Genomic DNA, 14,156 nt, shown 5'->3' on the forward strand with positions numbered 1-14,156 from the left:
CGTTCATATGTCTTTGCTCGAATGGCGGCGGCAGATCATCAGCCGCTGTGCTTTCCTGCAGAGTGATTATAATACGCGGCGCGCGGTCACGTAGTGCGTGGACCAATAGCCCGACGTGAGCGAATTGATCGCCAGCCCGTTCACGGATGGCGTATCGTGGATGAATTGTCCGTTGCCGATATAAATGCCGACATGGTTAATGACTTTGTTGTTGCTGCCGACCGTGTCGAAGAAGACAAGATCGCCCTTATTCAGGTTGCTCTTGCTGACGTAAGAGCCTGCCGTCTTCTGGTATTTCGTGCCCCACTTCAAGTCGACGCCGACTTTAGCGAAGACGAATTCCGTGAACGAGGAGCAATCGAAGATAAGCTTCGAAGGGTTCCGCGTACCGAAATCGTAGGTTACGCGACCCATGTAGCTTTTGGCGATCGCCACGACTTGGTCTGCTTTCGAACTATTGCTCGAGGAGCCGGAGGAAGAAGAAGTCCCGCCGTAGTTCGTATACTTACTGTTAGCGGATATGTATCCGGTGTTACCCTTCTGATCTTTCACTTTAAGCCAATAGCTGTTCACCTTGCTGATGACATGGACATATTCTCCCGTACGGATTAAGCGAATGACGTTTCCGCTAGCGCTTGCGCTGGCGCGAAGGTTAACTCCATACGTAACCTTCGTCTCGCATGCGGTTGCTGCGAACGCCTTCGGCGTCGAGGCTTGTCCAATGCCGATAGCTCCGAACCCTATGGCGGCGCACAAGCCGACAGCCAACACCCGGCGGATGGCCGACTTGAATCTAGTCATGTGAATCCCTCCAAAGTATTTTATTCGGGATTCACCATAACACAAATCCGGCGGCCTAAACTTTTCCACGAAGGAATCAAACGCCGCCGGGACGGACAAAATCGCGCATTATTAGAAATCGCTGAGAAATTTCTAATATACCTGAGGAAGGCCTGCATTCTTGCCCATATTTTAATGTCTTAACAAAGCAAATGCGGATCCAGGCGATTGTAATTGTATTTCGCTTATTAAACATGCAAGCATCATCGATTCTTGCAGAAGGCTTTGCCGTATGTCGCCCAAGTCAACAACCGTTGTCCAGCCTATATCTTTGAGCAGCGCTCTGACCTGGTCCTTAGATGAATTATCGTTTCCGGACATGAACATGATCGGCGAACCTTCTTTAAAATTCGGATGGATCATGATTTTGTCGTTGATCGTATTGAGTGTTTTAACAACATGACTTTCCGGCAATAACTTTTGGACTATTAGCCCTGCCGACGTATCGTGAAGGAGTAAGCGTGGACCGTTATCAAAATGTACGGCATTGCTTACATCAATGACCGTCTTGTTTTTTAGATAGACGGGATCGATGGCTTCAAGAACGTTTTTTAAACAGGACCAAGGGAGTGCTGCAATTACGATCTCGCCAAACCGGGCGGCTTCTTCAAATGAAGCAATGTCCCCGGATTCGCCTGCCTCTTGCCTCCAAGAAACATGCTTCGAGTTATGCGGTTCTCGGCTGCTGATTACGACACGATGACCGGATTTAACAAATCCGGTTCCTAACCTTTTACCGACATTTCCAGCTCCAAGAATTCCAATGTTCATACACCTACTCTCCTCTCTACGCGTGATTATATGAACTTTATGTTTGACGAACAATAAGGCACTTTTAAGTATCCAACCATACGGGTTATGATATGGGGTATAATATTGGTAAAAATGGGGTGAGCGGATGCCTGTCCAACTAAATGAGTGCCCGGTAGAAGTTGTATTTACGATGTTAAGCGGGAGATGGAAAATTCCGATCTATAGATACTTATATAAAAATAACAAACCCGTGCGTTATAGTGAGTTACTGCGGCATTTGCCGTCGATTTCGAAAAAAATATTAACGGAGCAGCTTCGCGAATTGGAGCGTGATGGAATCATTGAAAGGAAATCATATCCCGAATCTCGACCGAGAGTAGAATATACGTTGACTTCGTCCGGAAGATCGATGATCGTATTTCTCGATAAAATGAGCGAGTGGGGCGAAGAACACTTACTGCCAAATAAACCGGAATACAAATGGGGGAACGCATAATTAGCCCGTTAAACTGCGAGATTCCTCTTACTTAATGAAGGGGTATCATCTTTTGAAAGACCATAATAAGGGACAACCGTACATGCCCTGACAAGTCGGTCTGTCGTAGGGGGAACGTGGTATTTCGGCCGTCAGGTCAGTGGACACCAAACGTTCACTCTTTATTACGGCATTTACAGAAAACAGGCTTTACATCATTACCATCCGTGGTCGGCTCCGGGTTCGACTCAGAGGGCCGCGAGATGCTTAGCTTTATCGATGGGGAGTTCGTTCACCCTGGCCCTTGGAGCGATAATGCGATAGTAGAAGTCGGAAGGATGTTGCGGATACTTCATGATGCTTCTGAAAATTTTGAGCCTGCTGCCAATGCGGTGTGGAAACCGTGGTTTTTGAGGGAGCTGCGCGATACGAAGTATGTATACAGTCACGGTGATGTAGCGCCATGGAATATGGTAACACGAGAAGGAATGCCTTTTGCGCTAATTGATTGGGAGTTTGCCGGTCCTGTCGATCCATTGGTTGAACTTGCGCGCGTATGTTGGCTCTTTCCGCAGCTTCATGATGATGATGTTGCAGAAATGGTTGGTTTGCCCTCGCTTGATATTCGAGCTCGGCAGCTCCGGCTACTTACGGATGCGTATGGGTTAAATCCCGCACAAAGACATGAATTATTTGATCTGATCATAGAAGTCGTTGTGCGCGAGACAGCGGAGGAAGCAATTGAAAAACGCATAACTCCGGACTGTCATGGGCAGCTTTGGGGGCTTGCTTGGAGAGCGCGGGCTGCAGCATGGATGATGCGGCATCGTATAGTTCTGCAAAATTCGCTTGCGTAATTGGATTTGACCAGATCGCTCAACGAATCGGTGAACGTTATTTGAATGAAACAGCCGCAGTCTAAGACTTTATTTTCGAGTCCTATTCTGCTGCTGTTTCATTTTGCTTGGTCAGTCTAATACGTAATTCTAGAGAGCTTATAGAAATTCATTTCGAACCCAAAATCCTCATGCCCTCGAGACCGATTTAACACGCCGTTCAAGCCATGCGCTCCATAAAGCGACGGCAATGCCGGTTAACGTGATAAGAGAAGCGGTCCAAGGGAGCGCATTAAGACCGAGTCCGGCGTCAATTACGGCGCTTCCCGCAAAAGAGCCGAGAGCGTTGCCGAGATTAAAGGCCGAAATATTAAGCGTAGAGGCCAGCTCCTGCGCCCCTCCGGCTTGACCCAGAACGCGCATATTCAGCGGCGTCATAAGGCAGTAGGCGGCAATCCCCCACACAAAAGCGGCTGCGAAAGCGGTCGCTTCATCGCGGCTTGCCCAAGTAAAGACGGGCATCGAAACGGCCAGCAGCACCATGCCGCCGAGCAGCGCGGCTTGCAATCGCCGGTCGGCAAGCCAGCCGCCCAGCAAGTTGCCGACGACGGAGCCGGCTCCGAATACGAGCAGTATTGCGGATGTCATCGTGCCGGAGAAGCCCCCGTTGCGTTCAAGGATCGGAGCGATATACGTAAAGACGGTAAACGTTCCGCCGGTACCGAAGACCGTCATGAGCAGCGCCAGTCCGAATTGCGGTGTCGTAAGCGAACGAAGTTGACGGGAGAGAGGGACGGATTCGGAGCGCGCTTGATCCGGCAATCGGCCGATGAAGACAAGAAGGGCAAGAGCCAGCACGGCAAGCGACAAAAAAGGAGCGCGCCACCCGAACAGCTCGCCGAGCATCGTTCCGAGCGGAGAGCCGACGACGACCGCCACGGTCAAGCCTGACGCGACCATGGCAATGTTCCGTCCTTCCTTGCCCGGTTCGGCCATGTCCTTCGCCATGACGACGATAATGCCGAACAATACGCCTTGCGCCAAAGCGCTGACGATTCTTCCGGCGAGCAGCATCCCGTACGAAACGGCAAATCCGCATAGCGCGCTTCCGAGAATAAACAACATGAGAAACCCAACCAGCAGCGGTTTGCGCGGCATTGTTCCGGTTAACGCCGATAATACGGGTCCGCCGATTACGACGCCTAACGCGTAGGCGGTTACGAGCAGGCCGGCCGCCGGCACCGAGACGCCGGTATCTTCGGCGATCGGGAGAAGCAAGCCCATCGGCAGCAGCTCGGCGGTGCCGACCGCAAAGACGGCGATCGTCAAGAGCCATAAGGCGAAGGCGCTCTTATTGCGGCGAGCTTCGGTTATCGCAACAGTTTTCATAAGATATTCCCCCTATAGGACAAGAATGGGAGACGATCCTGCGAGGGCATGTGCTTGCCGATTTGCGGACAAGTCCGCGGTTATCGGACGATCGGCATCAAGCTTTCCGTCACGAAATGTCCGGCACGTCCTTCGATGTGAGATACATACACTTCGCGGCTCGGGACGTCCGGCTGGATGGCGTAGCCGTTCCGTTCGATCCAGACGCCGAGATCGAGGCTTACGGGACTGTCGGTATCCGGACGGCTGACATGCGTAACGGAAGCGGCCGTAACTGCGGGCAGAAGTTTTACCTGAAACGGCCCCGAAGACGGCATTTCGCCATGGAACGGAACCGCAACCTCCAGATGGATATTCGTCTCGCATTCCGGGCAGGCATGCCAGACGACGATATGCGGCGCCGCAGGCACGATTCCGTATCGTCTCGCGTGATTGTCCAGTTCTTCGAAAAGCTCCGGAATATCGGATCGGCTGGCCGTCGTTTCCAGCGTGACGGCTAGAATCGGCTCGACCTGCTTCACGACGACTTCGCGCAAGGCGCTAACGTTTTCTCCGCGTTCGATCTGCTCGATTCGAGCTTCGATGCGCCGCAGCCGTTCCATCTCCGCTTGAATGAGCTGCCGGGCTTCCGCTTGCTTAAGCCGAAGCATGCCGCGCACTTCCGCCGTAGAAATGTTCTCGCGAAGCATTTGTTTAATTTGCTCCAATGTGAAGCCCAGCTCTTTGAAAGCCAAAATCCGGTGCAGCCGGATGAGCTGGTCGCTGGCGTAATAACGATAGCCGGATTCGGGATCCGTATAGGCGGGCTTCAGCAGGTCGAGCTGGTCATAATAACGGAGCGTTTTGGCCGGCACTTGGCTGAGCTTGGAAAATTCGCTTATTTTAAACATCGCATCGCCTTCTTTCTTCAATCGGATCGTCTCGGGACTACTATAAACGTTCCAGACAAGGGGAAAGTCAAGGGGAAAACGAAAACCCGAGTCAACGATGACCGGGTCCGCGGTTAACCAATATGTTGATGTTAAAAATCGCTAAAAGGAACCGCGCGGAATCAGCTCATGGCTGCCGTTTCGCCGTTCGCGGACCGGGCAAACTCCCGCCATTTTGCCGCGAAGCGCTCCATTTCGTCCGCAGCATCGCCGATCCGGGCAACCCAGGCGGATTTCGCTTGCCCGTCCAGTCGCTTGAACGCATCCAATTCCCGCGGCGATAACTCGGCTGCGCGAAGCGACGCTTGAAGCCGCGACAGCTTGTCTTCCAGTCCTTGAAGCGCAGGCTCGTCTAAAGCGTCTGCGGAAAAGGCGGCTTGTACAACAGCGGGTCCGGTGCTTCCGTTGACCGGCGCGGAGCCGACCGGCGCTTGAGCGGCGTCTCCTGCCGGCGCGTCCGGCCGCCCGACCTGTGCTTGCGGCACGGCTTCGCCCGCAACATCAGCCGCGCCAGATACGCCGGCGAGCGGCGCAACCGATTCGGAGGCTTGGCGTTCGGCCTGCCCGGCGGCCTTTCGCTCCGCGGCTTCCTGCGCCGCCGCGGCCTTGGCTTCCTTCTCCTGCTTGTTCAGGCGATACGTCGACCAGGTTTCCAGCAGCCCCGGTCCCGTTTTGAACAGCAGCTTCGCCTTGGTGCTGTCCGAGATGTCCTTGTCCTTGAACAGCTTGGCGATTTTCTTCACGTCGCTCACCGGCATCTCGTCCCTGGCCATAATGAGCGCCAAAGAATCGCGGTATTCCGCCGGCAAATCTTTCAGCGGCAGCAGCTGGTCCTCCGTCAACTGGTCTTTGCGGATTTGGGTGCCGCTGACGACCAGCTTTTTGACGGCGCTGCCGAATTTGAGCAGCTCGCATTTGTTTTTTATGTACGATTCCGGCTTGCCCAGCTTGCCGGCCAGAAACTTGACCGAGCTGTTGAACCGAGGGTTGTGCAGGAGCTTGTCGAACGCTTCGGCCTCTTCGATCGGCGTAAAGCCTTCGCGCGTCAAATTTTCGGCGATCTGCTCCAAATAAATTTCCGTTTCGTCGGTCAAATTCGAGACGATGCAAGGGATCGTCGTCCGGTTCAGCGCGACGGAAGCTTTGTATCTGCGGTTGCCGTAAATGATTTTATACCGGCCGTCCGGCATCGGCCTGACTTTGATCGGGGACAGCAGGCCAAGCTCCTCGATGCTGTTCATAAGCTCCTGCAGCGATTCTTCCCCGAAGCGGTAACGCGGCTGGTCCTTGTCCTCATCGATCAAATGCAGCGGCAATTGTACGATATCCATATCCATAAATCCTCCCAGAGTCAACAAGTAAAAAAGAGAAGGCAAAATATAAAAGCCGCGCGCGCGGCTTGCAGCCGATGGTTGATGCCCGCAGTGGGACGGGTATCCTGTTTATCTCATCATTATATACTACGGTTTCGTGTTCAGGAAAGAAAACAAGGAGGATTAACCCGGAGGAAAGCGGAAGTTTGTCCAAAATTATGGAAAAAGAAGGGATGAAAACGCTTACTAAATTAGTTCTTTTTTTGTAATCATTTGGCATAAGATAGTACTAGACAGCTCATGGGGAGGCGAGACGAGGAGGTGAATGCAATGAGCGTTAATGAAGCGCTGACATTAATGATTTCGTTCGCCACTCTGGTTGTATCCATCCTTGCTTTCCACGGCAAGAAATAGACCCGCTAGAATGAGCAACGGTCTATTCCGTCAAAGGATCAAGAACCGCCCATGAGCTTGTCGTCGGTTTCGGGAGCCGTCTGCTAGCCGGCTCCCGATACACTAACGTATACTATTCGGGCCGAACCGGGTTTATGACCGCATCGGAAAGTTTGAGCCGGGTACCCGGCTAAGACCGGGCTGCCGTCAACAGCCGTTTGAAGCTTTCCGCGATGAGCGGAAGCGTGACGCCGCGCCTGACGGCAATGCCGAGTCGGCGCGGAGGAATGGGAACGGCCGTCGGCAGCGCGAACAGCTTCCCTTCCGCCAATTCCTCTTCCGCGAACGCGTGGGTGACGAAAGCGGCGCCGTACCCGCGGCGTGCAAGCTCGATCAGCATCTCCATGCTGCTCAGTTCCATATTGGCTTCGGCGGTTATTCCTTGGCCCGACAGCCATTGGTCGACGAAACGTCTCGTGCTGCTCCCTTTGGATAACAGCAACAGCGGAATTTGCGTCAATTCCGAAGCCGTCAGCGGTTCTCGTTCGGCCAGTCCGCGAAAGGCTTCGCCGACGACGAAGCCGTCCTGAATGTCCGCAAACGGCGTAATATCCAGCTCGGCATCTTCATAGGGCAAATGGACAAGCCCAAGATCGATATCATGGTTGAGCAGCCGCTCGCGGATCTCCGGCGTTTTGCCCTGAAACAGCCGGATGCTGATGCCGGGATTGTCCGCATGGAAGCGGTCCAGCGGCGGCAGAAGCAGATGCTTGATAATCGGACCGCTGCTTCCGATGCGAAGCTCCCCGGCGGCCAGCCCTTTCATGGCGGTTATTTTCGACTCGCCCGCCTGAAGATATTGAAACGATTTCTCGACGTAATCGAACAGAACGACGCCTTCCGGCGTTAATTGAACGCCTTTGGACAAGCGGTCGAACAGCTTGACGCCGAGCCCTTGCTCCAGTTGTTTGACCGCATAGCTGACGGAAGGCTGCGTCAAATGAAGCTCCTGCGCCGCCCGCGTTAAATTGCCGCATTTCGCCGTATGCCAGAAGATGCGGTACCATTCGGTATTCATCGTCATGGTATAAACCCTCTCTATGACAGATAGTCGATAATATAATTTCATTTATTTCATATTACGGATTATAATAAGGAATACCGAAGGAGTCAAAAGAACGAAATAGAGACGGGAGATGTGCAGCATGCCAGGAAGCAGCTACGGCGAATGCTTTAAAGTTACAACGTTCGGGGAGTCGCACGGCGAGGCGGTAGGCGTTATCGTCGACGGCGTCACGCCGGGCATCGAGATCGACGAGTCATATATCCAGGTGCAGATGGACCGGAGAAAGCCGGGCCAGTCCTCGGTGACGACGCCGCGCAAGGAATACGACGAAATTCATATTATGTCGGGCATGTTCGAAGGCAAGACGACGGGAACGCCGCTTTTTATCGTATTGTACAACAAGGATATGAAGCCAAGCGCGTACGACGACATTAAGGACGCGTTCCGTCCCGGCCATGCCGATTACACTTATTTGCAAAAATACGGCATCCGCGACCATCGCGGGAGCGGACGGGCTTCGGGACGCGAAACGGCAGGCCGCGTCGCGGCGGGGGCGGTCGCCCGCAAGCTGCTTGAGCACCGCGGCGTTCAGGTCGTCGCGTACACGAAAGCGATCGGCGGCATTCAATGCGAAACGTACGACGAAAGCATCATCGAAAAAAATCCGGTACGCGCCTGCGACCCGGTCGCCGCGGAGAAAATGGTCCAAAAAATCGAGCATCTCGCATCGATCGGCGACAGCTGCGGCGGCATCGTGGAATGCCGGATTCGCGGCTTGAAGCCGGGCATCGGCGAGCCGGTGTTCGATAAGCTGGATGCGGAGCTGGCCAAGGCGATGCTGTCGATCGGCGCCGTCAAGGGCATCGAGTTCGGCGCCGGCTTCGCCGCGGCGGAAATGCAAGGCAGCGAGCACAACGATCCGATGGACCGGAACGGCTTCAAGAGCAACAATGCCGGCGGCATTATCGGCGGTATCAGCACGGGCGATGAAATCGTGTTCCGCATCGCCGTTAAGCCGACGTCGTCGATTTCGGTGCCGCAGCAAACGATTAACGTCAAAGGCGAAGAGCAGGAAATCGTGACGATCGGCAGACACGATCCTTGCATCTGCCCGCGGGTCGTTCCTGTCGTGGAAGCGATGGCCTGCATCGTGCTGGAGGATCAGCTGAAACGCCAGGCGGCGCTGCATGACCGCGGCTTCGCATTTGAATCGGAATTTGAATAATTGGCTTTAAACCGCATATTACAAGCCTGAAAAAAAGGGGGTTCCCCGGATCCGTACGGACCGAAGGAATCCCCCCTTTTTTTGTTCTCGCAAGCTATGCGCCGTTTAACCGGTAGACGGCTTGTTCGGCAATTGGCCTTTTTGCCTCGTGTTTTCGTCGGTGGAGGCGGCTACATTATTCTCCGCTTCCCGCGAATGTTTCGCGTACGCATAGTTTTTGCCTTCGATAGACATTGGTTTGCGAGCCATGGTATTCCTCCTCCTCTTGCTGGTCGCCCTTCATAAGGAATGAGGCGGTTATATCGTTTCCCGAATTTGGCAGCTTTATTCCGCGGCCGTTAAATAAATGAGGCGGGCGGCGCATACGATGGGAAGAGGAGGCGGTTGCGATGGAAGAAAAGGTGCGGAAGTATTACAAACTGAAGGCGAAGCTGAAGGAGATGGAGCAGGAGCTTGGAGAGCTTCGTCAAGAAATATTGGATTATTATGCCGAACAGGAACGGTTGCAAGGCCCGGTCCCGTCATTGAAGCTTGGTTCTTATCAAGTGAAAGCGATCGTTCAGGAGCGGAAAGAATACGACGACGGGAAGCTGTACCAGTCGTTGCCCGATCCAAGCATGTGGCGGCTCGTATCCAAAGCCGACGGAGCCAAGGTGGCGGGGTTGATAAAGCTTAACGTCCTTAACGATGAAGCGGTTAAAGAAACGTACACGGTCAAAAAAATAACTTTGCTTCAAGTAGACAAAATATGACGAAACTAGTTAAAGATAGCTAAAGAAAGATAAAGATAGCTAAAGGAAAATTAAGGATTGCCGCGAATCCCTAAGTAAGCAGAGCCGGAGCCAGCTTTTAATGCCGTAAAACGTCGCCGTCCTTAATGAACGCTAAACGATTCGTTCCGGTTCGAGAAAACGCAAATTATGAAACCGAGGAGGAACGCGAGATGAATCCGATGGTTATGCGAATGAAACCGGCCGCAGTGGCCCATGTCCTGGTTCGAATAACGGCAGCCGCCTTAATAGCGGCTTTATGGCTTGACGGAGGGGGCGGCTCGATCGGCGCCGATCTTCGTTTGGACGGCAGCATGGGTCCCGATAACAGCCGGCCATATGCGTCGCTTCAATCGATGTCGGCGGACAAGCAGGAGGAAAGCTCCTCGCCGGACCATATCGCTTTTTTGATCGGGAAGCTCAAAGACAAGTCCTACACGGAAACGTACGGCGAAGGGTATACGTGGTACACCGCTGCGGAGGAATTAGGGACGATCGGCAAGCCGGCGATTCCGGCTTTAATCGCCAATCTGGATACGGATGACGATTACGAGCGGACGTTGACGCTGTACGCCTTGCTGCTGGCGACGCAGGAGCCGAACGTCAAGGCGTTCGCGAGCGATTACATTCACGCGAATTTGTATTTCGACCCGTCGACGCACCCCGGGATGGTGGCCGAAGCGTTGGCCTGGTGGGAGAAGTATAAAGCGAATTGGGAGTAATTCCCGGCATGAAGACGAGGCTGCCGCAATATTACTTTATTACTCGCCGTAACGGTTTCTTCTTGGACGTATGATCGTTTCCGCTAGTGCGGATGGGTACGAAAAACGCTCCTTGCCGCGAATAGTATGGACAGAACATTCGCATGCATGGAGGAACGCAACAAGTGGAGCTAACAAGACGTACGACGCCGCCGAAGAGGCGGAAGTTCAATTGGGCAAAAGCACTGACGATGGCTTCGGTCGGAGCCGTCGTTTTATTTTTGGGAGGATGGGGACTGTTTGCGGGTCTGGTCGAAGCGCAGGATATCGGCCGGCTCGAAGAGCCGCTGCCGGCGGCTTCGATCATTTACGACCGCAACGGCGAGGAAGCGAGCCGCATTTCGCTCAGCGATATCGAGGAGGTTCGATACGAGGATATTGCCGAGGACATGCGGAATGCGATCGTTGCGGTGGAAGACAAACGTTTTTTCGAACATGACGGCATGGATCTCCGGTCTATCCTGCGCGCGTTCGCGACGAACTTGGGTGCCGGAGGAACCGTCCAGGGCGGAAGCACCATTACGCAGCAGCTGGCCAAAAACGTCTTTTTATCGCATGAACGGACATGGTCGCGAAAATGGAACGAGGTGCTGCTAGCCAAAAAAATCGAAAATCGATACGACAAGCGCCAAATATTGACCATGTACTTGAACCAGATTTATTTCGGCGAAGGCGCATGGGGAATCGAGCGGGCCGCGAAAGTGTATTTCGGCAAAAGCGCGAAGGAGCTTACTCTGGCGGAATCGGCTTTGCTTGCCGGGCTCGTGAAGGCCCCGTCGGCCCTTACGCCTTACAAGCATCCGGAGGAAGCGGAGAAGCGGCGCAACGTCGTGCTTGGGCTTATGCTGGATCAGGGCTATATTACAAACGGGCAGTACGAGGAGGCATCGAAAGCGCCGATCGGGCTGCAAGAAGCGAAAGCAAGCCGAATCGACGAAATCAGGTTTCCTTATTATGTGGACGCGATTATCCGGGAGGCGACGAGCAAATACGGTTTATCCGAGAACGAGGTGCTGCACGGAGGCCTGCGCATTTATACCGAGCTCGACGTCGAGATGCAGCAGGAGGCCGAACGCGTCTATGCGGACGATTCGCTTTTTCCGGCAAGCGCGGCGGATCGGCTTATTCAGAGCGGAGCCGTTCTCATCGACCCGCGCGACGGCGGCATCCGGGCGCTCATCGGCGGCCGCGGCGATCAGCCGTTCCGCGGTTTTAACCGCGCCGTTCAGCTGAAGCGCCAGCCGGGCTCGACCATGAAGCCGATCGCCGTGTATACGCCGGCACTGGAGGCAGGCTATCGGCCCGACGACACGGTCGTCGACGAGCCCGTCGATTTCGGCGGCTACAGCCCGCAGAACGCGGGCGGCGTGTATCACGGCGAAGTGACGCTATATGAAGCGCTTATTCATTCGTACAACGTGCCTGCCGTGAAGCTGCTGAACGATATCGGCATCGACAAAGGCGTGGAAGCGGCCGAACGGTTCGGCATTCCGCTGACGGAAGGGGACCGCACGCTTGGCCTGGCCCTTGGAGGGCTGCAGGAAGGAGTTTCGCCCGTACAAATGGCGGAAGCGTTCGGCGCCTTTGCGAATGACGGCGTCCGTCAGGACGCCCATACGATTACGCGGATCGAGTCTGCGGACGGCGTCGTCCTGGCGCAGGCATCCGGGGAGAACACGCAAGCGACGACGCCGGAGGTCGCGCATACGTTAACCGCGATGATGCAGGGTGTCGTAAGCGACGGAACGGGCGAAGCGGCGCAGCTTTCGGACCGGGAAGCCGCGGGCAAATCCGGCACGACCCAAATGGACGGAACGGGCGGAGAAGGAGCCAAGGACAATTGGTTCGTCGGCTACACGCAGCAGCTGGTCGGCGCGGTATGGCTCGGCTACGATCAAACCGATGCAAGCCATTATTTGACGACCTCGTCATCGGCGGCGGCGGCCGTATTCAGGGCATTAATGGAAGGCGCATTAAAGGACGAGCCCAAGCTGGCGTTCCCGGCGGCAGCCGTCTCCTTGCCTGACAAAGCGGAGAACGACAAGGAAGACCGCGGGAAGGACGACGATAACCGTGACGACGATTCGAACAAAGAAGACAAGGAGTTAGATTTTTGGAAAGAGTGGAAGGAACGGATAAAAGAGGAGCGCGAAGAACGAAACAAAGAAGAACGAGAGGAGAAGAAAAAAGATCGCGGGCACAAAAACGACGATAAGGACGACGAAGATGACGAGGACGATGAAGACGACGGCAACGACGATTAAGATGCCGCGCGATCCAGATTCGGGTCTCTCATAGTTGTAATCGTACTGATCAACAGGAATTCTTTAAAGGCATAAGCGCTCTTTGCACGAATGTGATGAATTAGCGTCTCTGGTGCAGGGAGCGTCCTTTCGGGGTGGCCTTCTGGGAAAGCGCTCCTTGGGGACCCCATTGGAGTTCGAAATTTTTAGGGGGCGAAATGTTTACAGGGTTCGATACGTTTTGCATAAAAAATCCCCCCTAATTCGTCAAAATCTCCGATTGCCTCTTTAAGCCGAATCCCCATATAATGGAGCCAAAAGAGAAATTATCGATAATCGAGAGGGGGCATTACGTAACGTACGTCTTTGCAAACGGCAAAATGAAAACGGTTACCGGACTGCCCGGAGCATTATCGATAATCGATAATGCTCCAAAGATAATTCCGCGATTCGAACTACGCCCGAAAGAGGTGAGACCCATGCTGCCTGCCGTGCACTCGATCAGCGAGCATATTTATTCCTCGTTAAAAAAAGATATTCTAACCGGCGAACTTCATCCGGGATCGCGGCTTATCGTCCTGGACATTGCGGGAAAGTTTCAAGTGAGCCAAGCGCCGGTGCGCGAAGCGTTGGAGAGGCTCAAGCAGGAGGGATTAATTAACGGCATCCCGAACAAGGGCTCCGTCGTTTCCAATATTACTTCGAAAGAGATCAAGGACATTTTCGCGCTTCGCGAAATTATAGAAGGCTATGCGGTAAGAACTTCGATGCCGCATCTGCTTGAGAAGGATTATGCGGAGCTCGAAGACATCATCGACCGGATGGAGCAGGCGGTCAAGCGAAGCGATACGCTCGCCATTTTGGAGCTGGACATGGATTTCCACGGTTTTTTTTATAAACGCTGCGACAATCAGGCCATTATCGAGTTGTGGAATCAGATGAGAACGAAGGTTATGCGCTTTATGGCCATTTCGAATCGGCATTATACGACGGATTCGCTGGCGGATTGGCACCGGATTCTCATTGACGCGCTGCGTTCCGGGGATGAACGGATCGCTGAAGCCGCTTTTGTTGAACATATGCACTCGTACAAAATCATTCATCTCGACTAAACGTCAAAGCGTCATGGCTCTCGTTCGTCAACCTTTACGCAAAAAGGGGAT

15 protein-coding genes are annotated in these 14,156 nt (G+C 53.9%); 8 read left to right on the plus strand and 7 right to left on the minus strand.

Annotated features, from left to right (window positions below):
- Window positions 1-66 precede the first annotated feature (66 nt).
- Window positions 67-801, minus strand: coding sequence for a C40 family peptidase (locus ACFSW5_RS05855; RefSeq protein WP_379270474.1), 735 nt, complete (start codon window positions 799-801; stop codon window positions 67-69).
- A gap of 171 nt (window positions 802-972) precedes the next feature.
- Window positions 973-1,611 (minus strand): NADPH-dependent F420 reductase, encoded by a 639-nt coding sequence (locus ACFSW5_RS05860; RefSeq protein WP_379270475.1) that lies wholly within the window; start codon window positions 1,609-1,611, stop codon window positions 973-975.
- A 172-nt stretch (window positions 1,612-1,783) separates the two neighbouring features.
- On the opposite strand from ACFSW5_RS05860, the gene ACFSW5_RS05865 reads away from it, so the two are divergent.
- A complete protein-coding gene (locus ACFSW5_RS05865; protein WP_379271028.1) occupies window positions 1,784-2,089 on the plus strand; it encodes a winged helix-turn-helix transcriptional regulator in 306 nt (101 codons plus the stop codon).
- 242 nt (window positions 2,090-2,331) lie between these two features.
- Window positions 2,332-2,925, plus strand: coding sequence for a phosphotransferase (locus tag ACFSW5_RS05870; RefSeq protein WP_379270476.1), 594 nt, complete (start codon window positions 2,332-2,334; stop codon window positions 2,923-2,925).
- Window positions 2,926-3,093: 168 nt separating this feature from the next.
- On the opposite strand, the gene ACFSW5_RS05875 is transcribed toward ACFSW5_RS05870, so the two are convergent.
- The 3 genes from ACFSW5_RS05875 to ACFSW5_RS05885 all read right to left on the minus strand — a co-directional run bounded on the left by ACFSW5_RS05875 (window position 3,094) and on the right by ACFSW5_RS05885 (window position 6,553).
- Complete coding sequence (locus tag ACFSW5_RS05875; protein WP_379270477.1) at window positions 3,094-4,293, minus strand: MFS transporter; 1,200 nt, start codon at window positions 4,291-4,293, stop codon at window positions 3,094-3,096.
- An 80-nt stretch (window positions 4,294-4,373) separates the two neighbouring features.
- Entirely contained in the window at window positions 4,374-5,183 is an 810-nt protein-coding gene (locus ACFSW5_RS05880; RefSeq protein ID WP_379270478.1) for a MerR family transcriptional regulator, read from the minus strand.
- A gap of 161 nt (window positions 5,184-5,344) precedes the next feature.
- The gene (locus tag ACFSW5_RS05885; protein WP_379270479.1) at window positions 5,345-6,553 is read right to left on the minus strand and encodes a ParB/RepB/Spo0J family partition protein; all 1,209 of its coding nucleotides are present in this window, start codon (window positions 6,551-6,553) and stop codon (window positions 5,345-5,347) included.
- Between the two features lie 312 nt (window positions 6,554-6,865).
- On the opposite strand from ACFSW5_RS05885, the gene ACFSW5_RS05890 reads away from it, so the two are divergent.
- Entirely contained in the window at window positions 6,866-6,949 is an 84-nt protein-coding gene (locus ACFSW5_RS05890) for a putative holin-like toxin (protein WP_379271032.1), read from the plus strand.
- Window positions 6,950-7,118: 169 nt separating this feature from the next.
- On the opposite strand, the gene ACFSW5_RS05895 is transcribed toward ACFSW5_RS05890, so the two are convergent.
- Entirely contained in the window at window positions 7,119-8,012 is an 894-nt protein-coding gene (locus tag ACFSW5_RS05895) for a LysR family transcriptional regulator (protein ID WP_379270480.1), read from the minus strand.
- Window positions 8,013-8,133: 121 nt separating this feature from the next.
- Between ACFSW5_RS05895 and aroC the strand changes: the two genes are divergently transcribed.
- Entirely contained in the window at window positions 8,134-9,219 is a 1,086-nt protein-coding gene (gene aroC, locus ACFSW5_RS05900; protein WP_379270481.1) for a chorismate synthase, read from the plus strand.
- Between the two features lie 105 nt (window positions 9,220-9,324).
- Here aroC and ACFSW5_RS05905 read toward each other — a convergent pair whose 3' ends face one another.
- Window positions 9,325-9,468: a hypothetical protein gene (locus ACFSW5_RS05905; protein ID WP_379270482.1), complete on the minus strand. Its 144-nt coding sequence runs from the start codon at window positions 9,466-9,468 to the stop codon at window positions 9,325-9,327.
- Window positions 9,469-9,608: 140 nt separating this feature from the next.
- Here ACFSW5_RS05905 and ACFSW5_RS05910 point away from each other — a divergent pair, with 140 nt between their 5' ends.
- From ACFSW5_RS05910 to ACFSW5_RS05925, 4 genes are all read left to right on the plus strand, one after another.
- Entirely contained in the window at window positions 9,609-9,971 is a 363-nt protein-coding gene (locus ACFSW5_RS05910) for a hypothetical protein (RefSeq protein ID WP_379270483.1), read from the plus strand.
- 191 nt (window positions 9,972-10,162) lie between these two features.
- The gene (locus ACFSW5_RS05915; protein WP_379270484.1) at window positions 10,163-10,711 is read left to right on the plus strand and encodes a hypothetical protein; all 549 of its coding nucleotides are present in this window, start codon (window positions 10,163-10,165) and stop codon (window positions 10,709-10,711) included.
- Between the two features lie 164 nt (window positions 10,712-10,875).
- Entirely contained in the window at window positions 10,876-13,014 is a 2,139-nt protein-coding gene (locus ACFSW5_RS05920) for a transglycosylase domain-containing protein (RefSeq protein WP_379270485.1), read from the plus strand.
- A gap of 458 nt (window positions 13,015-13,472) precedes the next feature.
- Window positions 13,473-14,105 carry a GntR family transcriptional regulator gene (locus ACFSW5_RS05925; protein WP_379270486.1) on the plus strand — a complete coding sequence of 211 codons (633 nt, stop codon included), beginning with the start codon at window positions 13,473-13,475 and terminating at the stop codon, window positions 14,103-14,105.
- The last annotated feature ends 51 nt before the right edge of the window (window positions 14,106-14,156 follow it).

This window comes from Paenibacillus thailandensis (genome assembly GCF_042685365.1).
GTDB classification, from domain to species: domain Bacteria; phylum Bacillota; class Bacilli; order Paenibacillales; family Paenibacillaceae; genus Paenibacillus_AP; species Paenibacillus_AP thailandensis.